Source organism: Mycoplasma sp. AC1221, from assembly GCF_054353815.1.
In genome coordinates, this window is the sequence record NZ_JBTHHH010000018.1 from 1 (window position 1) to 21,304 (window position 21,304).

General features: G+C 28.3%; 17 protein-coding genes and 5 tRNA genes. 14 read left to right on the forward strand and 8 right to left on the reverse strand.

Going from position 1 to position 21,304, the window contains the following annotated elements; all coding sequences use genetic code 4:
• Positions 1-77: 77 nt before the first annotated feature.
• Complete coding sequence (locus ACXYRK_RS03450; protein WP_458618104.1) at positions 78-479, forward strand: DpnII family type II restriction endonuclease; 402 nt, start codon at positions 78-80, stop codon at positions 477-479.
• 28 nt (positions 480-507) lie between these two features.
• On the opposite strand, the gene ACXYRK_RS03455 is transcribed toward ACXYRK_RS03450, so the two are convergent.
• The gene (locus ACXYRK_RS03455; protein ID WP_458618086.1) at positions 508-1,227 is read right to left on the reverse strand and encodes a transposase; all 720 of its coding nucleotides are present in this window, start codon (positions 1,225-1,227) and stop codon (positions 508-510) included.
• 269 nt (positions 1,228-1,496) lie between these two features.
• Here ACXYRK_RS03455 and ACXYRK_RS03460 point away from each other — a divergent pair, with 269 nt between their 5' ends.
• The 8 genes from ACXYRK_RS03460 to ACXYRK_RS03495 all read left to right on the forward strand — a co-directional run bounded on the left by ACXYRK_RS03460 (position 1,497) and on the right by ACXYRK_RS03495 (position 5,234).
• A complete protein-coding gene (locus ACXYRK_RS03460; RefSeq protein WP_458618088.1) occupies positions 1,497-3,557 on the forward strand; it encodes a PTS fructose transporter subunit IIABC in 2,061 nt (686 codons plus the stop codon).
• Between the two features lie 4 nt (positions 3,558-3,561).
• Positions 3,562-4,470: a 1-phosphofructokinase gene (locus ACXYRK_RS03465; RefSeq protein WP_458614249.1), complete on the forward strand. Its 909-nt coding sequence runs from the start codon at positions 3,562-3,564 to the stop codon at positions 4,468-4,470.
• 27 nt (positions 4,471-4,497) lie between these two features.
• A complete protein-coding gene (locus ACXYRK_RS03470) occupies positions 4,498-4,635 on the forward strand; it encodes a hypothetical protein (RefSeq protein WP_435129979.1) in 138 nt (45 codons plus the stop codon).
• Positions 4,636-4,803: 168 nt separating this feature from the next.
• Positions 4,804-4,878, forward strand: a tRNA-Asn gene (locus ACXYRK_RS03475).
• A gap of 5 nt (positions 4,879-4,883) precedes the next feature.
• Positions 4,884-4,959 (forward strand) — tRNA-Glu (locus ACXYRK_RS03480).
• Positions 4,960-4,963: 4 nt separating this feature from the next.
• A tRNA-Val gene (locus ACXYRK_RS03485) sits at positions 4,964-5,039 on the forward strand.
• Positions 5,040-5,042: 3 nt separating this feature from the next.
• Positions 5,043-5,118, forward strand: a tRNA-Thr gene (locus ACXYRK_RS03490).
• Positions 5,119-5,149: 31 nt separating this feature from the next.
• Positions 5,150-5,234: transfer RNA gene (locus tag ACXYRK_RS03495), tRNA-Leu, on the forward strand.
• A gap of 240 nt (positions 5,235-5,474) precedes the next feature.
• Here the strand turns inward: ACXYRK_RS03495 and ACXYRK_RS03500 are convergent.
• The 5 genes from ACXYRK_RS03500 to ACXYRK_RS03520 all read right to left on the reverse strand — a co-directional run bounded on the left by ACXYRK_RS03500 (position 5,475) and on the right by ACXYRK_RS03520 (position 12,300).
• Positions 5,475-7,085 (reverse strand): CTP synthase, encoded by a 1,611-nt coding sequence (locus ACXYRK_RS03500; RefSeq protein ID WP_458597638.1) that lies wholly within the window; start codon positions 7,083-7,085, stop codon positions 5,475-5,477.
• Positions 7,086-7,167: 82 nt separating this feature from the next.
• Positions 7,168-8,388: a CNNM domain-containing protein gene (locus ACXYRK_RS03505; protein ID WP_458597637.1), complete on the reverse strand. Its 1,221-nt coding sequence runs from the start codon at positions 8,386-8,388 to the stop codon at positions 7,168-7,170.
• A gap of 43 nt (positions 8,389-8,431) precedes the next feature.
• Positions 8,432-9,883, reverse strand: a complete 1,452-nt coding sequence (locus ACXYRK_RS03510) for a DnaB-like helicase C-terminal domain-containing protein (protein WP_458618091.1) — start codon at positions 9,881-9,883, stop codon at positions 8,432-8,434.
• A complete protein-coding gene (gene rplI / locus ACXYRK_RS03515) occupies positions 9,870-10,328 on the reverse strand; it encodes a 50S ribosomal protein L9 (RefSeq protein ID WP_458618093.1) in 459 nt (152 codons plus the stop codon). The genes ACXYRK_RS03510 and rplI overlap by 14 nt, the downstream gene beginning before the upstream one ends.
• 1 nt (position 10,329) lies before the next feature.
• On the reverse strand, positions 10,330-12,300 hold the full coding sequence (locus tag ACXYRK_RS03520) for a GGDEF domain-containing protein (RefSeq protein ID WP_458618096.1): 1,971 nt from the start codon (positions 12,298-12,300) through the stop codon (positions 10,330-10,332).
• Between the two features lie 273 nt (positions 12,301-12,573).
• On the opposite strand from ACXYRK_RS03520, the gene ACXYRK_RS03525 reads away from it, so the two are divergent.
• The 4 genes from ACXYRK_RS03525 (at position 12,574) to ACXYRK_RS03540 (ending at position 18,404) form a co-directional block, all read left to right on the forward strand.
• Complete coding sequence (locus ACXYRK_RS03525; RefSeq protein WP_435129997.1) at positions 12,574-14,073, forward strand: hexose phosphate transporter; 1,500 nt, start codon at positions 12,574-12,576, stop codon at positions 14,071-14,073.
• Between the two features lie 93 nt (positions 14,074-14,166).
• Positions 14,167-16,731 (forward strand): DNA topoisomerase (ATP-hydrolyzing), encoded by a 2,565-nt coding sequence (locus ACXYRK_RS03530; RefSeq protein ID WP_458618098.1) that lies wholly within the window; start codon positions 14,167-14,169, stop codon positions 16,729-16,731.
• A gap of 1 nt (position 16,732) precedes the next feature.
• Positions 16,733-17,812, forward strand: a complete 1,080-nt coding sequence (locus ACXYRK_RS03535) for a hypothetical protein (protein ID WP_458614244.1) — start codon at positions 16,733-16,735, stop codon at positions 17,810-17,812.
• The gene (locus ACXYRK_RS03540; protein WP_458618100.1) at positions 17,805-18,404 is read left to right on the forward strand and encodes a hypothetical protein; all 600 of its coding nucleotides are present in this window, start codon (positions 17,805-17,807) and stop codon (positions 18,402-18,404) included. The genes ACXYRK_RS03535 and ACXYRK_RS03540 overlap by 8 nt, the downstream gene beginning before the upstream one ends.
• Before the next feature lie 4 nt (positions 18,405-18,408).
• Here ACXYRK_RS03540 and ACXYRK_RS03545 read toward each other — a convergent pair whose 3' ends face one another.
• Together ACXYRK_RS03545 and ACXYRK_RS03550 are read right to left on the reverse strand one after the other, a co-directional pair.
• The gene (locus ACXYRK_RS03545) at positions 18,409-19,137 is read right to left on the reverse strand and encodes a class I SAM-dependent methyltransferase (RefSeq protein WP_458614243.1); all 729 of its coding nucleotides are present in this window, start codon (positions 19,135-19,137) and stop codon (positions 18,409-18,411) included.
• Entirely contained in the window at positions 19,124-20,857 is a 1,734-nt protein-coding gene (locus ACXYRK_RS03550; RefSeq protein ID WP_458618102.1) for an LppA-related lipoprotein, read from the reverse strand. The genes ACXYRK_RS03545 and ACXYRK_RS03550 overlap by 14 nt, the downstream gene beginning before the upstream one ends.
• 146 nt (positions 20,858-21,003) lie before the next feature.
• Between ACXYRK_RS03550 and ACXYRK_RS03555 the strand changes: the two genes are divergently transcribed.
• Positions 21,004-21,219: an MAG6790 family protein gene (locus ACXYRK_RS03555; protein ID WP_435130013.1), complete on the forward strand. Its 216-nt coding sequence runs from the start codon at positions 21,004-21,006 to the stop codon at positions 21,217-21,219.
• Positions 21,220-21,304 lie beyond the last annotated feature (85 nt).

Consider the following 21,304-nt stretch of genomic DNA (forward strand, 5'->3'; position numbering starts at 1 on the left):
GTTTTAGATTGAAAATCACCTCAGCAATATGCCGAGATGATACAATGTTAATTTTCTGTTAATTTTTATGTCCTTGTTTAAATTGATTTGAAGCAAGATGTTATCAACAACTAAAAAAGATATGTTTAAAATATAATGTTCATTTGTTTTCACAGCAGAATTTTAAAAAGATAAATAGCATAAAATCTTTACATAAAATAGGTGATTTTATGCTCATTAAAAATGAAAAAATTTTAAATATTGAAGTTAATTTCTTCTTAAATTCTGGTTCCAAACCAATTGAGATTATAGATAGTTATATAAATAGAAAAAATGAATTAGTTAGCAAAGGAGTAAATTTTATCTTGATAACAGATGGGCCATTTTGAAAGAATCAAGATAATTTGCTTAATAAGATGAACGGAAAAGTAGAATTCTTTAATTTTAGTCAAACCCTTTCACAGAATTTTAAAAACACTTTATTAAAGATGTTAGAATAATAAACTACCTAGGTAGTTAGGTAGTTTATTATTCTAAATTATTATGGACAACAACTTTTCCAAAGATATTTACAGCTTCATTATTGAATCTATGATTATTGCTGTAAATATGTTTAATTCTTTGTAAACCTCGTTGTTTTAAGTCGTTTAGTACTACTGTTCAGTAGTTTTCGTTTTTATCATCATTTAATCAAATACATATAATCTGATGATTATTAGAGTTCTCAGTAATTAAATAGTAATATTCATTAAATTTATCATCAAAGTCATTTTTGATATTTATTTTATTTAAATAAAGCGAATCACAAACTTTTTCTATTGGTGTTTGCATAAAATCGCAGGCATTGTTTATAACAGCATGAGCAAAATTATTTTGAATTTCCTTGTCATAACTAGACATAATATTAGATAAATATTCTATTTTATCAGAACTCTTTACATTGTGTGCATATGAATAGAAAATATTAGGTAAAAAAGCAGGACTTTCGCGATTATATTTTTGGATAAAAACTGAAACAAGCCTAGTTGTTCTTAGTCTAGGATGATAAATTTTTATTTTACCTATTTGTGTATTCAGGGTACGCTCGTAAAAACCATTTTTGGAATTAAAATTTTTTGATCCATGAATTTTCCGATTATTTTTAATAAAACTATATAATTCACTTCTTAAAATATAATCTATAAAGAATTGCATTTGTTGCTTTAGAATATCAAGTTGTTGCTCTTGTGTTAAGATTGTTTTTTTCATAGTTTCTCCTTATAAATACACTTTATTTATTATAAATTTAAAGGTATAAAATTAATTTATTATAAAAATAACAAAATTATATATTCTACTTTTAAGTCTATGATATAGATATAAAAGTAAATATACGATTTATATACCTTTATTTATAACTTGTTAATTATATAACAAAATAAATTTGCTAATAAGTTAAAACACCAAATTTTTGAATAATTAATTACATCTTTTTGCTTTTTTGTTATTATTTAATACACAAAAAAGAAAGGAGAAAAATGAAAATCACAAAATTATTCGAACAAAAAGATACTATCTTTTTTGATCAAAGTTTTGCTAATAAGGATGCAGCATTAGAATTTTTATCAAATGAACTTTATCAAAAAGGATATGTATCGGATAAAGATAAAGCATTAGCATTATTTAAAGAACGCGAAAATCAAGCATCCACAGGTATAGGTGACCATATCGCAATGCCACATATAGGAGATGATATTGTTTTAAAAAATACCCTTGTTTTTATAAGAACCTCAGATTTGAATTGAGATTCTATTGATAATCAAAATATCAAATATATTTTTGGAATAGTTTTATCTAAAAATGATCGTTCAAGCGAACATATGCAAATTATGGCTAATTTATCAAGTTTGTTAATTAAAGCAGATTTTATAAATAAACTAGAACAAATAAAGACTGCAGATGAATTTTTAAACCTAATTGATAGTTTTGAAAATATACAAACTGATTCAAAATCAAGCGATGATATTTACGATATTGTCGCTGTTACAGCTTGTCCAACTGGAATTGCACATACATTTATGGCTAAAGAAAAATTATATGAGCAAGCTAAGCAAATGAATGTAAAAATTAAAATTGAAACACAAGGAGCTGATGGGATTGATAATAAACTAACTGATGATGATATCAAAAATGCTAAAGGTGTTATTTTAGCAGTAGATCGCGAGATTGAAAAATCAAGATTTGCTAATAGTGATAATGTTATCGAAATATCAACTCAAAAAGCTATTCATAAACCAGAGCAACAAATTAAGAAGATACTTGATAAGCAAGGAAATAAATTACAAGGAATAAATGCGCCAAGCAACCAAACTGAAGCAGCAATGACTTTTGATGGATTTGCTAAAAAAATGTATCGTTCATTGATGTCAGGGATTTCTCATATGCTACCATTTATTATTTTTGGTGGTATTATGCTTGCGATTGCATTCATTATTGACTTAATAATTGGCTCATCAAATGGAACTGATGTTAATTCAAAAGAATTTTTATCAAGTTTCGGATTTAATGCACCAGTATCAAATATTATTTTCCAAATTGGCAAAATTGGACTTGGTTTGGCAGTTCCTATTTTAACTGCATATATAACTTTTTCAATTGTAGGTCGTCAAGGATTGCTACCTGGATTTGTAGTTGGAGCAATAGCAAGTGGGCAACTTGCTAAAACATACGGATTCTTAGGTGAAAGTATTAAAGCAGCAGGCGCAGATGCAGATAAAGTGCTTGAAACAGGGTCCGGATTCATTGGTGGAATATTAGGTGCATTCTTTGCTGCTGCAATGGTAATTGTTTTTGCTAAATATGTCTTTGGTAAATTACCAGAAAGCATGAAAGGGATTAAGAACATCTTATTTATGCCTTTAATTTCAACATTTGCTATTTCAATTATCTTTTGAGGTGTAAATATAGTTTTAATTTACATTAACTTGGGATTATATTTATTCTTAAAATTATTTGAAAGCAAACCATATTTAGCTTGATTATTAGGAATTATCATTGGAGCAATGATGGCTGTTGATTTAGGTGGGCCAATAAATAAAGCTGCATATATTTTCGGGGTATTATCAATTTCTGGAGGAACAAGTTCTATACCAATGGCTGCCGCTATGGCTGCCGGAATGGTGCCTCCACTTGGAATATCAGTGTCAATGTTTCTTACCAAGAAATTATGATCAAAAGAAGATCGTGATGCAGGTAAATGATCAAGCATTCTCTTTGGATTGTCGTTTATTTCAGAAGGAGCAATTCCGTATACAGCAAAAAATCCAAAGATTATGATTCCTGCAAATATTGTCGGTGGAGTTGTTGCTGGTTTAATTACAGCAGCTCTCGGAGTTAATATAATTGCTCCACACGGTGGAATCTTCGTTATCTTCTTAGCACGTTCATCATTGTTTGGTAATAATATTGGTTTATCAATAGGATTAGGTATAGTATTTTTCTTATTAGCATTAATCGCTGGTTCATTCGCATCAGCTGGTACTATTTGACTTGCAAGTTATATTAATAAAAAATTCCCTAAAAAACAAAAACCAAGGTAAATTAATGATTTATACACTTACATTATCACCTTCAATAGATTTATTCATTACATCTGAAAATTTTGATTTAAAGAAAGTGAACCGTTATGGTGAATTCGAACTTTTACCTGGTGGTAAGGGTTTAAATGCATCAGTAGTATTAAAAAGACACGGTTTTGATAATAAAGCAATAACATTTTTTGACTCACAAACTTTTGATATGTTCCAAAAAGATACTTTTTCAAAAGAAAAACTTGATGTTTTAAATATAGCAACAGAACAAAAAACTCGCATTAATATTAAATACTATGGAAAAACAACTGATTTTGAACTCAACGGACCAAAAACATTGATTAATGCAGACAAAGAAAACAAGTTATTTAAAGAACTTGATAAAATTACTAAGGATGATGTTTTAATGCTTATGGGTAAAGCAGATGAAGAACTGTTATTGAGGATACTCGAATTTGTTTCTTCAAAGAATATAAAGGTTGTTTTGGATATAGAGAGTTCAAATTTTATTAATTTTTTGCAATTTAAACCATTTTTAATTAAACCCAATATAGATGAATTAAAGATGATATTTGCTAGTTTATCAGATTCAGTTCATGATATAAAACATTCTATGCAACAATTACAAAATTTAGGTGCTGAAAATGTAATAGTATCAAATGGTGAAAAAGGTGCATATTTATTAGATTCAAAGCAAGATTTTTATACTCTAAAAATTAAACAAAAGGTTGACTTAGTTTCTGCAACTGGTGCAGGTGATACAATGATTTCAATATTTGCTGCAAGTTATTTAAAGAATCAAAATAGTGAAAACGCTTTTTTATTAGCAGGTGCAGCATCAATGGCGACTGTTACTAGTAAGTGATTAGCGAATAAGAAGAAAACAAAAAAATTTCTTTCAAATGTATTTATCCAAAAATAATGTATAATATTTAAACAAGGATAAATTATGGAAAAACAAGAAATTCAAAAAGTAAATAAAAAAAATAAATTAGCAAATGTAAGACTAATTTGACCTTTGATTATAGGATTAACTGTAGGTGTTGCTATTGTGTTGATTCTATGAGCAATTTTTTCAAATGTATAATAACATCAAAACACACATTTTATGTGTGTTTTACTATATCAAAAATTTAAAGAAAATGATTTTATTGTTATAATATATAAACACAAAGGATTGGACAAAAAATAAAAAACAAATTTTGATTATTTTTTGATTGTGCTATAATTAGTTAGCAATTTATTAAATGCAAATGCCGATTTAGCTCAGCGGTAGAGCAGCTGGCTGTTAACCAGTTGGTCGTTGGTTCAATCCCAATAATCGGCGCCATTTATGGTCTGTTGGTGAAGCGGTTAACACACATGGTTTTCATCCATGCATGCACGGGTTCGATTCCCGTACAGACTGCCATTTTGGAAGATTAGCTCAGTTGGGAGAGCGTCGCCCTTACAAGGCGAATGTCATGGGTTCGAGTCCCTTATCTTCCACCATATGCCGTCTTAGCTCAGTTGGTAGAGCAACTGACTTGTAATCAGTAGGTCGTAGGTTCGAGTCCTATAGACGGCACCAAAGCGAGTTTTTTTACACAAAAACTACCCTTGCACGGGTGGTGAAATTGGCAGACACGCTAGATTTAGGCTCTAGTGCTCTACGGCATGAGGGTTCGAGTCCCTCCTCGTGCACCATTCTTAATTTTAATTTAATTTTTAATTTATAATATTTTTTATTTTTTTAAGCTTTTAATCGTTTATAGTTAAACCTTTCATATACTATAGACAACTTCTTATATTTTTTTCTATACAATTATCAAACTTTTTATCACTTATAATTTAAAAAAAGTAATTTTGTAATAAATATTTTGTAAAAAATTAATTCCATATATATGTACATATAATGCTTTAGTCTTATCAACTAAAGCATCTTTTTTATACATTTTTATCTTTAAATTTACTTGCACTTTGCAAAAAGCGAGTAAATAATTTATGTGGTTGTAATGGTCGTGCAGTGAATTCTGGGTGATATTGCACCCCGATATAAAAATCTTGGGTTGGATCTTCACAGGTCTCCACAAGTTTTAAAGTAGGGTGAAAACCACTAAATATAAAGTCATCACTTTGGATGTTATTTATATATGCTGAATTAACTTCATATCTATGACGGTGACGCTCTCAAATAGAATCCGATTTATAATATTTACTAATGAGTGAATTAGGCTTAAATACAGTTTCATAAGCACCAAGACGCAAGGTTCCACCCAAATTATCTTTAGCACTTTTCCCTTTAATAAAATCGAGCACATAAATTTCGTTTTCACCTTGTGCAAATTCTCGAGAAGTAGCATCGGTTAAACCTTGTTTGCGTGCCTGTGCGACTGTCATAGCCTGCATTCCTAAGCATATCCCGAAAGTAGGGATTTTTTCTTCTTTTGTGTATTTTGCTGCTAAAACTTTTCCTTCAAACCCACGGATACCAAAACCGGGAAGGATAACAACTCCATCTGCATTTGATAATACTTGCTTAATATTTTCTTCGTTCAGGGTGCTTGAATCAACATATTCTAAGTTTATGTCTATTTTTAAATCAATTGCAGAAATTTTTAGTGCTTCATTAATTGATTTATATGCATCTGAAAAACTTGTATATTTACCTAGCATTTTTATTACAAGTGATTTTTGTTTGTTAGCTGCAACCTTACGAGCAAATGCTTTTCAATCATCTAATTTTGCCTGATTATCTTGCATATTAAAATATTTTAAGATATTCGAAGCAACATTTTTTTTATTTAAATATAAAGGAATATCATAAATATTTGATAAATCAGGGACAGAAACCACATATTCATCGGTTAATAAAGAAGTATATGCAACTTTTTTGATTATTTCGTTTGGAAGCGAATCATCAGAACGTAGTAAAATCATATTAGGTTTAACACCTAAACCTTTTAAAGTTGATACTGAAAACTGTGTAGGTTTTGTTTTAAAATCACCTGATGTTTTTAAAAAAGGAACATATGTAACATGGATAAAGAAAGTGTCGTTAGAATTTGAATAACCCATTTGTGATAAAGCATGAATAAAAGGATTTGATTCGATGTCACCAACAGTACCACCAACTTCGATGATAACAAAATCACTGTTATATTTTTTTTCTATATTTTTTATAACAGAAATTATTTCATTAGTTACATGCGGGACATATTGAACAGTTTTACCTTTAAAAACACCTTTGCGCTCTTTTTCAAGAATGTTTTGAAATATACGTCCACTGGTAAAATTCGAATCCTTTGAAAAGTTTTCATTAATAAATCTTTCATAGTGTCCTAGGTCTAAATCAGTTTCTCCACCATCCTCAGTAACATAAACTTCACCGTGTTCAAATGGTGACATCACCCCTGGATCAACATTTAAATACGGGTCTAATTTTAAAACAAAAATACTATAACCTTTTGCTTTGAGCAGGTTTCCAATTGATGCTGCCGCAACACCTTTGCCTAACCCTGAAATAACACCACCTGTGATAAATATAAATTTTGACATAAAATACCTCTGTTTTTATATTATAAATTAATCTATTAATTTAGTGTAAATTATTTATTAAAAACAAAACCAGCAAAGCTGGCTAAATAATGGACACTTCTATTAATGTTTTTTCATCATCTTTTTGTGCTTCAATTACTTTAAAAACAACTTTGTTTTCTAAAACAAAACGTGATTTTTTATATAAACGATCTCGATGTATTTTTTGAGAAAATCATTTATATAAAGTAAGTTCTTTCTCGTTTTCATTTAATAAATCAGCAGAAAGCTCAAGTTGTTTGAAAAGATCGTGCATTACGACATTACCCTTTACTCTTGATTTTTCAAGTGAAATTTCATAAATTTCTTCATCATCATCATATTCATCGTAAATTTCACCAATAATTTCTTCAATAATATCTTCAATAGTTATAATTCCTACAATATCAGGTGAATTATTATTTTCTACAACAAATGCCATATGTGCGCGGGCAGCACGCATTTTCTCTAGGGCGGATGATAATATTGAATTAGCAGAGACAAAAGGAACAGATTTTACATATTTTTCAATCCGACCTTTTTCGATATCAAAAATATCTTTCAATAATACTATTCCTATTAATTCATCTTTTTTGACAACTGGTATCCTTGAATAATTTGTTTCTTTAAATACTTGTTTTGCTTCAGAAACAGTTGACCGATAATTTAGTATTGTTACATCTTTAAGTTTTATATAATGAGATAAAACCTTGGTAGAATCTAGATCTAATGCTTTTTTAGCAAGTAAACTTTCTCCAGTTTGTAGCACACCTTCGCTTTGGGCAAGGTTAATCATATTTTTTAAATCTTCTTCAGAGTTTGTTACATAAACTTGTTTTGAAATTTTTGAAATCGGCCAAGTTAAAATTCAAAAAACTCAGTAACATACATCGATGTATCAACTAAAAAGTTGTAAGTATTTTTTTGGATATTTTTTTGCTAATAATTTCGGTGTAATTTCACCAAAAATAACTAGTAAAGGTGTTACAATAGCAGTTGAAATAATAATAGATAAAGTATTATTGTTAGGAATTAGTTGTGATAAAAATCACGATGTCAGAATTGATGAAATAACATTAACTAGGTTGTTTCCGATTAAAATAGTTGTCAGAATCCGATTATAACGTTTAGTATGCTTGCTAATAAGTTTGCTTGCTCGCTCTTTATTTTCTTCCATTTCATAGATTTTTGCTTTTGAAAAAGTAGAATAAGCTGTTTCGCAACCACTATAAATTGCTGATAGAATAAATAGAAGCAGTAAAAATGGTAAAACTATAAAATGCATCATACTCCTATATAAGGATTCTGACTAGTGGAATAAGGGTCCATTATTCGTCCTTTCTAAATTCGTGTTCCTTAAAAGTAACAATTCTTCCTTCGTATAATAATTCTGCATAACCAGGTGAACCGTTACGGTTTTTTGCGATTGTTACTTCAGTTAATTTGTATTCATCGGTGATATCGTTACTATTTTGATTTTTCTTTTTATCTAAGATAGTGCGAGATAAAAAGATTACAATATCTGCATCTTGTTCAATGCTACCCGATTCGCGTAAATCTATTAATTGTGGACGTTTATCTTCTCTGTTTTCTACATTACGAGTAAGTTGTGATAGTGCCATAATCGGGATTTTAAGATCTAATGCCATTGTTTTTAATGATCGAGAAATAGCAGAAACTTCAGTATTACGATTACCACCATGACCATCACTGCTGACAAGTTGCAGATAATCAACAATTACAAAACTTAAACCACCATTTAAATCTTTATTCAGTTGCTTTATTTTTCAAATGATATCCTGAATTTTGCTTGTAGCAACATCATCAAAATATAAATTAGACTGTTCCTTGGTAATAGCAGCGATATTTCGTAATTTCATAAAGTCATCGTGCTTTAAAAATTTAGGGTTTTGTAATTTATTCAATTCGATATTTGAAATAGATGCATAAAAACGTGAAACTAATTCATGCACGGGCATTTCCAGTGAAATAAAAGCACATGATTTGTTTGGGTCTTTTGTAATATTTTTAGCAATGTTTAATGCTAATGCAGTCTTTCCTACCCCCGGACGAGCTCCTAATACGACAAATTGACCTGGTTTGAATCCTTTGGTATATTGATCAATTGCATCAAAACCACTAAAAACTGATGCTGCATCAACATCACCACTTTGAATCATTTGTTCAAGTTTTTCAATAAAAATATCTGTTGCATCATTTAATGAAATAAACGAACTGTTTTTTAATCCCCGCTCATTATGTGTAATAATAAATGTTTCAAAGTCATTTAATGAGTTTTCCCAAGAAATTTCGTTATTAGTTTTAAATGCTTGTAAACTTTCTCCATAAAAAACTTCTAATGCACGTAAACGGGTTAATTCAATTAGTTTTTCAACATTATAATTAAAATTAGATTGATTATTAAATTGTGTAGAAAGGGAACTTAATAAGGCTTCATTTACTAATGAATAACGATTTCTTAGTGAAACATCAGATTCTAATGTTTCAGTCAATTCAATGTAACCGTAAAAAGTAGGATGAGGAGAAGATTTGCTACGTTTGTATTTGATTAAGTCAAAAAGTTGCTTATGCTCAGGAATAAAAAAGTCGTCAATATCTAAATAATCACAACCCAAATGTTGCTTTTCATCATCTGTTAAAATAAGTGCAAGCGTTTCACGTTCAACGCTCTTATCAGCAAATAATGTATTATTGTAGGCTTTAATTTTTAGATCTTCAAAATTTTTATAAAAAGACTTTTTAAATTTATTTTTTAACATTAATTATAATTTGAATTTTTATTTTAGCAACAATGTCTTTGTATAATGTAGCATCGATTTCGTGATTTCCATCGGAAATTAAATGAATTTTTTGCAAAGAATGCTTTGGAAGTTTAAATCCTAATTCCTTGAGTTCTTTATCAACATCTTTTGTAGAAACCGAACCATGTACATTTAAATTTGAATTAGCATCAATATTTGCTGTTAATTGAAATTTTAAGGTTATATCTTCAAGTTTTTCTTTTTGTCTTAATGCATTGGTGCGATTTTCGTGTTCGTTAGCAACTAAATCATTAAGTCTCTTTTCTAATTGTACTTTTGTTTGAACATTAAGTGCAACACCTAATCCTTTACGAATTAGAAAATTTGTTCCATATCCGGGGGCTACATCGATGATAGTGTTAGCTTTACCATCTTTACAATCTTTTAATAAAATTATTTTCATATTATGTCCTTTCAGCAACTGTAATTGCATGTCTTATGTTATTTGCGAATGTTTCTAAATCTTCATCAGATTCTGCTGCAGCGGTTGCAAAGTGTCCACCTCCACCGACCATTTCTGCAATTACTTGTACGTTTGTATCAATTCCGCGCGCACTTAATTTATATCTTTTAGAATTAGGTAATTTACCTACTACAAATGAAGCACGACGACCACGCACTTTTAGTACTTCATTTGCAGCTATTGAGATAACATCATTTGATGCTTCTTGATTTGAATAAGCAAGATAATATCCATCTTTAATTTCAAGGATATTTTCTAACAATGCTTTTACTTTTTTTGCTGTTTCGTCATCATATTTTAAAAGTTCACCACTAATGTTTGGTTCAGCACCCAACGATTCTAATCATGCAGCTGCTTCAAAAGCACGTTTTGATGCTGACTTAGAAAACTGTGATGTGTCTAAATAAATACCATTTAAAAGCCATTGTGCCACTTCTTTGTTAACATCAACTTTATAAGATAAAAACATTAATATTTCGGTGACTATTTCAGATGCACTAGATGCAGTTGTATCTACATATAGATTGCTTTTTGGACAAAAATCAATAGTTTTCCCTAGTCTATGGTGATCTAAAACAAAAACATTATCACGATTTGTATTAACTAATGCATCAATGTTATCTGTTCTTTCAGGGTCAGAGTTATCTACTAGGAAAACCAATGAATCTTCAGATGTTAAATTATTTGCTTGTGTAGATTTGATAAATAAATTATTTTTTTTGGTTGCTTGTAAGAAATTTTTTGTTGTATTATCCATAGTCGTAATAGAAATATATGCATCCTTTTGAAAAGCTTTTGCAATTGTATATATTCCATAAGCAGAACCGATTGCATCTAAATCTGCTCATTTATGTCCATAAATAACAACATTTTTAATTTTATCATCGCTAAGCTTATTTGCGATAATTTGTGCTAAACCACTAATCCTGGTTCGATTTTTATTTGCAAATATTTCGGTGTATGATCCAAAATACTGTGGTTTACTAATATCAGAGAAGATTGCAACTTGATCCCCTCCCCGTGATTGAGCTTGCACTAGTGCTTTTTTTGCTTGTGAAAGTTTTGTTTCTAATGAACTTCAACCTACTGCTAAGCCTAAAGAAACAGAAAGTTTTGTAACTTCTTTATCAATAAGTCGATCATTGATTTTAGTAAAAATTTCAAAATTTGTTTCTTTAAGTTTTGTTAAAGAAAATTCATTAGTCAGAATAATAAATTTACCATTTGTATATTGACGATAAATTAAATTATATTTTTCGACCGATTCGTTTAATGCATCAATAATAACTTTATTAATTTTAAAAAGTTGTTCTTCAGAGAAAACTGCTTGGTAGTGGCTGTAGTTATCTATTTCCAATTCACCGATAACTGGTTTTTGTTCGTGTAGTTCTTTTTTGTATAATGTTTTAATAGTGGTATCTCGTATTACAACTGTGTTATCTAATGGTCAAAATTGTGCTTCATAATAATTATTATTGTTTTGTAAAATTATATTTTCTGAGTTATTATATTTAATTTTACCTTTAACACTTGCATCAATTTTTTCGATTGCATCTGTAATTTTTAGTCCAATGAAATCATTATGAAAGTTATTTTTAATAAATTCACTAATCCAAATTACTTCAGCAGAGGTATCATAAATAATTAAACCAATTGAGTTATTAGTCATTATTTTTTCAACAAAACGATTAAAGGAATGCTTTACTAGTTCACGTGATTTTGCAAAGTTAATAATTGCAAAATATAAAATCAAAGTAATTAAGATTAAAGAAAAGAAAAGAGCAATAACTATTAAAATAAGATGTCATTTTTGTGGTTGCAATTTAATAAAGACTATTAAGAGGACAATTATTAAGACAAATAATAATATTCCTGATGTAATAAAAAATCATAATTTTTGCTTCGATTTCATTGATACCTTACCTTATATTTGTTTAATTATACAATAATTTATTTTATCTAAATTATATTCATATAAATTGAATCAACTTGTGAATAACTTTGAAGTTATCCACATTAAATCCAGTTTTTGCTAAATAATAGTCTTAAAAATAAAACAGACTAATAAATGTGCAAATATTTTTACATTATATGCAAAATAAATATTATAAATATGTAAAAATATTTTAATTTATAATTTTCAATTTATAATTTAATAGAGTTTAAGACTCAGAAAGGGTGTATTATGCAAACGATATTAAAGATGTTACATTTAGATAACATCGAAAGTATGTCACCTAAGAAAAAGTTATTCTATGGATTATTATTATGAATTTCAATTTCTTTTGGTTATACACTGTTTGTTGTAAATTTTGGTTTTAGTGGATTGCTTAATGGTGGAGGAAAAGGCACACCTGGAGTTCTAGGACATTTTAATATAGAAAATAATGCTGCATTTCAGCTAACTAATCAAGCAACTAACTGAGGTATTACGATTGGTCGCGGGATTGGTTCAATATTAGTTGCTGTTATTTTAACTAGATTAGCACATCGTTGGACAGTTATTATAGCATTTATTTTGACTTTAATAGGTATTCCAGCGCAATGAATTTTTCCGGCTTCTCAAGGTGGATATGTAGGTTTTGTTATCTTTAGAACTTTGATGGCTATTGGTGGAACAATGTTGATAATTCTTACACAACCAGTTGTTGCTAGATTCTTTAATGCAAAAACTAAATCAATAGTTTCACAATTTGGAATTTGATTCTTCCCTCTTGGTTCAATTATTACAGTTGTAACATTTTTGGCAGCAAATCCTAATGATGTAAAAAGTGCATGACAAATCATTTTTACTGTAATTAGTGCATTAAACATTATACCATTGCTTATTTTCATTTTTGTTGGTTCTAGATTCGGAATTAAAACAGCACAAGAGCGAGCAAAAGAACCTAATCCATTCGTATTTTTATGAATGTATTTGAAGAAAAAGCAAACATACATTTGAATTTTAGTTTATGGTGGATGATTATGCGCAGTAGTACTTCCACAAGTTTTATCTAAAAGATTATTTATTGATTTAACAACACTTAGAAACTTTGATAAAGCAACAAAAGAAATTGCTTCTGCTCCTTTAGAAAAACTAATAAATATTTGATTAGTTATTTATTGAGCAGCAGTGTTTTTAGGTCCTATTACAATCGGGCTTTGATCAAGATTTAAATTAAAACGTAAACTTTATCAAGTATTTGCTCTAACATTCGGAATATTATTTTACATATTCTCAATGGTTGTATTTACCAAATGAATTGTTCCTTCAAACGGAAGCATTGGTTCACAAGTAATATTCTACATTTTCGCATTTATCACCGGATTATGTCTTTGAGGAATTCAAGGTGTTATGCTTAATCTACCACACGAATATCCAGAACGTGACCCACAAACCATTGGTTGAATGTTTAGTTTAATTTGAGGATTTGGATACTTAATGTTTACAGTTGGATTAATTATTATTTCAGCTGTTACATTAATTGGTAAGAGTGTAAATCCAGTTGCTGCAGGACAAGTTGATCCAAATACACTTAAATATTCAATAATTCAGTTTATCTTAATTATTGTCTTTGGATTGATTTCTGTACTTGGTACCTTGTTGCTTCGCGAACCAGATCCAAATGCAGAATCGATGCCAAGTTGAATGAAAAAGATCTTTGGTTTTTTAGGTAAAAGAAAAAACCTAGATAAAAATTAAGCAAAGACTTACATAAAAACAACAACTCTATGGAATTGTTGTTTTTAATAAAATACATGAATAAATTATATAATTAAAGAATTAAGGAGTTATATGAGTGCAACTGAAAAAGCAATTATAGATAAAATAATCAATGAATCATTAGATAAAATAATGGCAGAAAGATTTGGTCGCTATGCAAAATATGTTATCCAACAACGAGCATTACCGGATATTAAAGATGGGTTAAAACCCGTTCAAAGACGGATTTTATATTCAATGTATGGATTAGGTCTTGATTATGATAAACCTTATAAAAAATCAGCTAGAGTAGTAGGTGATGTTATTGGTAAATACCACCCACACGGTGATTCATCGGTTTATGAAGCGATGGTTAATATGTCACAGTCTTGAAAATCAAATATCCCACTACTTGATATGCATGGAAATATTGGGTCTATAGATAATGATCCTGCTGCTGCAATGCGTTATACCGAAGTAAGATTATCAAAAGTATGTCAATATATTTTAAATGATTTAAAAAAGAATACTGTTGCATTTATTCCTAACTTTGATGATAGTGAGCAAGAACCTGCTGTGCTACCATCAATTTTCCCTACATTATTAGTGAATGGAGCAAAAGGAATTGCTGTTGGTATGGCTACTGATTTACCACCACATAATCTTGGTGAAGTCATTGATGCTACTATTGCAAAAATCAAAAAGCCTTATATAACCTTAAAAGAAGTTCAAAAATACATTTTTGGACCAGATTTTCCGACAGGTGGGATTATCAAAGGAATCAAAGGGATTAATGATGCTTTTGAATTTGGTAATAATCCAAAAGAAAAAATACATTTATATAGTAAATGTAATTTATATACAAAAGATAATTATAAGTATATAGAAATTACACAGATTCCCTATGGAGTTGCTAAATCAGCATTGGTATATGAAATTGATTTATTAATTAACAAAGGTGAAATCGATGGGGTAATTGAAATTAAGGATCAATCTGATCGAAATGGAATAAATATTCTTATTACGATGCACCCAAGTGTTAATGAACAAAGTGTGTTATCATATTTATACCAAAAAACACAACTTAAGGTTTCTTATTCATATAATAATACTGTAATTCAAAACAATCAACCTAAACTTTTATCTCTATTAGATATGCTTGAAAGTTATTCATTGCAAGTTAAGAATATAAAAACCAAGACATTGCAATATGATTTAACAAAGAACAAATTACGTTTAGAAATTGTTAAAGGTTTTATTAAAGTTTCTGAAATTACAGATAAAGTTATTAAAGTTATCCGTCAATCAGAAGGTTCAAAAGCAGGTGTGATAAAAGAACTAATTCATTATTTTGCATTTAGTGAAATTCAAGCAACAGCAATTGCTGAGTTAAGATTATACCGTTTAAGTAAGACAGATAAACAGGCATATTTAAAAGAAAAAGAAGATTTAGAAAAAGAAATTGCTCATATTGAACAATTGCTTAGTGATCCACAAAAATTTAATAATTTTATTATAAAAATACTTAATGAAATTAAAAAAGAGTTTGCTAGTCCGAGAAAAACCTTGATAGAAACTGAAAGTTTTGATTTTTCACATAAAGAAACCGACTTAATTAAAGAAGAAGATGTTTATATTTGTGTTTCGCAAAATGGCTATATTAAAAGATTTAGTCAAAAAACACAAGAAAATAATAATTTAAGCAATTATTATCTTAAAGAAGATGACAACATTATTCATATATCTAAAATGAATACAATGCATAATTTACTAGTGTTTACTAATTTAGGTAATTACATAATTCTACCTATTCATAAAATAACTGAAAATAAATGAAAAGATTATGGAACATCTTTAAAAGAATTTTTCAACCTTAAAATAGATGAAAAGATTGTCTCTGTGATTGAAGTAGCAGATTGAAATTCTGATTTATTTATTGTCACTGGAAGCAAAAACGGATTTTTCAAAAGAACCAAATTAAGTGATTTTGCTGTCCAAAGAGTTAATAAAACTTATGTAGCAATGTCTTTAATTGATAATGATATTATGCTTGGTGCTTATTTATCAAATAACCAAAACCATCTTTTAATAGTTTCCGATGAATCACTAATAACTTGCTATCCTGAAATAGAAATTAATACTTATGGAACCAAAGCAAAAGGGATAAAAGGTGTTTATTTGTCACTCAGTGATAAAGTTAGTGATTTTAGAATAATTAATTTAGAAGATGAATATTTATTTGTTTCAAAACAAGGTTATTGAAGCAAAATAAAGGGCTCAAAAATACCTATGACATCTAAATTAGTAAAAGGAAAAAAAATAGCAGGAATCAAGGAATTAGGTGCTAATATCAAAGTTGCAAATATTAGCAGAAAACAAGAATTACTAATCCAATCCATAGAACATAATTTAATTAAATACTTAGGATATATAGAAATAAAAGAAAAAACAAGTTATATAGATTTTAATAATATTCAACATATTTTTATCAATGATATTCAGAAGCAAGAAAATATTGATCCATTAAGTGATTTTAGTGTTAAAACAATAAAAAAACACGATGAAAATATAAAAAAATCTGAAGAAAAAGTTAAAGAAAAAGAAAAGGATTTAGATTCTTTGCTAGATCGTGTGGATAAATTATTAGGATTAAAATAATATGGATAAAAAACACTTATACCATGTATTCAAAAGCGAAATATTGAATTTACATTCGATAAATGATATAGCAAAGTTATGAAACCTACATACTGGGACAATAAATCGTTGAATTTTAAAACAAGAAGTACCAAGCAACTACTTTAACCATATAAATAAACTTTTAAATCATAAATATCAAGCTGATTTTAATGAGCAGCAGTATTATAAAAATATGGATCAGTTTTTTACGCCAGTAAAGGTTGCTAAACAAATGATTGAAAAAACGGTTAAATTTATTAAAAAACACTATGATATAGACTTAAAAGAATATGACTTAATAGAACCATCGGCTGGAAATGGGAGTTTTTCTAATAATTTTCCTAAGGAATTATTTAATCAAACTTATGCATTTGATATTGAACCACAAATAGAGAGTATTATCAAACAGGATTGATTAGAATATTATCCTAAAAACGAAAGAAACATTGTTATTGGAAATCCACCCTTTGGACTTCGTGGACAACTTGCTTTACAGTTTATTAATCATGCAGCAAAATTTTGTGACTTTATATGTTTTATTTTACCTCCACTCTTTAATTCTAATGGTAAAGGATCACCGATGCTAAGAATAAACAAGAATTTTTATTTAGCAGCAGAATTTAAGGTAAATGATGACAAATTTCATTATCCAAATAACAAGATTATTAATGTTAAAAGTATTTTTCAGATATGAACAAAACTACCATCTCATAGTGTAAAACCAATTAAACCACCCAAAAAAGTTAGTGACTGGATAAAAGTATATTCTTTAAGTAATGGCTCTACACCGAGTTCAAAAAGAAATGTTAAAATGTTGGATAAGTGTGATTATTATCTACCATCTACAACATTTTCAGAAGTTAGTTTAGAAACAAGTTTTTCTAAATTACCACATAATCGAGGATATGGTATTGTTATTTTAAAAGAAAAACAAAGAATACAAAAAATAATTGAAAGTGTTGATTGAAAATCTAAAAGTTTTAAATCGACAAACTCTGCTAATAATCTTAGAACACAACTTATTATTGATGCTATTGAAGAACGGATAAAAAATGATTAAAAGTATTTATGAAGAATTGATTGAATTAATTGATGAAGAAATTAATAAGCATCCTTGAAAATTAACGGATAAATTTGCAAGTATAAGAAAAATCCAAATTGATCAAAGAGGTAGAGTTGGAGAAAAGTTTTTTACAACTATATTTAAGGAATTAAATAAGGAAGTTATCTATCAACAAGATGGATTCGGTGATTGAGATATAGTAGTAGATGGAGTTAAAATCGAAATAAAAACCGCTACCTTGGATGTTAGTAAGAAATTTCAACATGAAGGGATTAAAGAAAATAAGTCTTGGGATGTTATAGCATTCTTGGATATTGCACCAAATGACTTATATATAAGTTTTATCCATAAAGATGATTTTAAGTTTGGTTTGCAAAAAGTTAAAAATGATTTAGTTATAAAATACGGGACAGTAAAAATTAATGGTAAGATTCAAAATATTCATTTTAGAGGCAAAGAACAAACAAGTAAAAGGACAACAGGATCAGGTTATAAAGTAGATTTTAAATTAGAGGATTTAAAAATTACAAGAACTCTTAAGGATATCGAAAATATCTATGAGCAAGCGATAAAAGAAAAACCACACTAGTGGTTTAAACTTTTTTACATATTCAAAAGTAAGTATTATCAGCAAATTCTATAACTTCTTTTGTTTCGTTATAACTTTCATCTCTATTTATTATAGAAATGACTTCAAAACCATTTTCAGTTAGCAAATTAACCAGTTCATCTTTATTATAAAGGTGAAAGAAATCATAAAAACCATCTTCGTTTTTAAAAATTAAGTCTCCTTTGCTTTCAATTTTAAATTCCTGAGTTTGTTGAATGTTTTCTAGTTTTAATCTTTGTCTATATTTTTCTTCATCTCTTAGGTGTGCTGTAAAGATGAAGATTCCGTTTGGTTTTAATGTACGATAAATTTCTTTTAATGCCAGAATACGAGATTTTTCAGATGGTATTCCGATAAAACCGTTAAAAGAAAAGAAAGTATATTCAAAAAAGTTGTTTGGGAAAATTAAATCACAAGCATCCATATATTTAAATCGAATTGTATTATTAGGGAGCAATTTTGCTATTTGCAATGCTGTATCAACCATTTCTTTTGAAATATCAATAGCATAGATATTTTGATATCCTAATTCTTGTAGATTAAATGATGTTCTACCTGCTCCACAACCTAAATCCAGTAAATTTTCTTGCTTATTTCTAAATCACTTATTAACTAAATCTAATTCAGATGTTCATAAACCTACATTAGTAATAGCTAACGAATATTTTAAAATACTAGTATTTTTTGAAAAGACAGATTTAGCGTTTTTCAAGTGCATCCAATCTTACTGAACCAATTACGTGATGAACAATATTTTTTTCTTCATCATAGCCGTTATCAGAAAGATCACTATATGAATTTCTTACTCCTATAGGTGTGATAACATCAAAATTAAAAGTTACATTGTATCCATTTGTAGTTGATTTTTTAATTATAACTTTCATATTTTGAATTGTTTTATCAGATGCGGAACTATTTATATTTTGATTAAGTCTACTAAAGTATGGATATAACACAAATCCTTGTTGTAAACCGATGTAATTTTTAGTGTTTAATGAAGCATACGTCACTTTATATGCACCTAATGGATCAGTTACATCAACTAATAATTTATCAAATATCTTTTTAGTGATAAGAGCAAGTTGCACGTCACCTATTTCACTTGTGATATCTATATCTGAACTAGGATTTTTATGCTTGTCAATTGTTTGTTTTAAATTATTGTTTTGTGTAATAATTGATGTTAAGTCTGCTGCTGTAATAAAGTAAGAAACTATATCGTTTTGCATATTAACATCTTTTTGTAGTTTTCTTAAACCATTAAATTCAAATTCTTGATTAATACTTGCTTCATTTGAATGATTATCATGTTGATTTTCGATTAATACTTGAATTCCTAAGGTTCCTGCTTCATCGTTGAATTTAACACCTGTAATTTTATATTCATATAAGTTTTCTAATGATTTATTTTTTTCTAAAAACTGTGTTTTTAATGAATGATTTAAGGAAGCCACCCCATTTGTAAATAAGCTAGTATTTTTATTAAATAGTTGTTCAAAATTAATAATTGTTTCACCTTCTTTTGCCTGCATTTGTAATTCATTATATTTATTTGGATCTTCTGTATACATTAACATATATGCAAGCAACGATGGAAAGAGTCTAGTTACCTTATCAGTAAGTGTTTTTTTGCTTAAAAAACTTTCTTTTTGGTTTGTTTTTGATGTAGAATTATTTACTTTAAAACCATTTATATTGAATCTTAAAGTTTTTTCTTCAATATTTGGATTTTTAGTAGTAAATGTTAACGCAATATTATTTATTGTTCCATTATTTTGGTTTGTATAAAAATCATTATTCGTATCAGTGAAGGTTACATTATATTTATTCTGAAGTTCATTATTAATATTTAGTATGCTGAGTAAATTGCTTTTTTCAGCTTTTAATTTTAATCATGCAGCAGCAGAATCGTGTTCTTTATAGAATTTGTTTGCATTAGTTATAGTGATATTTTTTTGTAAGTTTATAACATCAGAAAAATCATTTTTCATTATTGATTGCTGTGGGTTGCTTTTAGATGTATCAGGGTGCTTTTCGATTTCTCTTGTTTCTTGTTCGCTTTGCTTACTTGAATCTGGATTAGTTTTGTTTTCTGAGTTATCTGGTGTTTTAACATCTTTTGAAGTCTCATCGTTCTTTGGTTTATCAATTGGTTGTTGTTGCTGCTGTTGACTATCTGAAACTGGGGTTTTTGGTTTAGGAGTTGATGATTCATCATTTTTTGGTTCATGAGTTTCTGGATTACCTTGTATTTTTGATGGATTGCTGTGTTGCTGATTAGGTGGTGTATCGACAGGTTTTTTTATTTCAATCGGAGTTTCTTTAATTTCTTTTCTTGGTTTTTCTTGTGTTTTATTAGCACAAGCAACTGCTAAAATAGGAGCAGTTGCTAATGATGATAGTAATCAAAATATTCGTTTATTCTTTTTCATAGATAAATTCTATATTATATTTACACAAACAAAAATTTTATTTTCATATTATTTTCGTAATCTTAGTTAAATTATCTTAATTATTTGTTGTTATAAATCCAATCTTTGCTAAGATATAATATAATATACATAGAAACGGAGATAAAATGTATAAATACAAAGCAAAATTATTATCTAGCAATGAAGTCATTGCAAAAGCTAATTCATTAGAAGAATTAGAAGGTTTAATTAAAGGTTTCCGTCGTGGACAAAAACATGGCTTGCATACACAAGGAAATGAAAAAATTGAAATTATTCATGTTGAAAGAGATAACCTTAAAGGTGAACATTATTCAAAAGAAGTAGTTATTAAAACAGTTTAAATATTATAAAAGCAAGGAAACTTCCTTGCTGCTGAATTGCAATTAAAGAAGCTACACTAAATGCAATGATTAAGAAGACAAATAA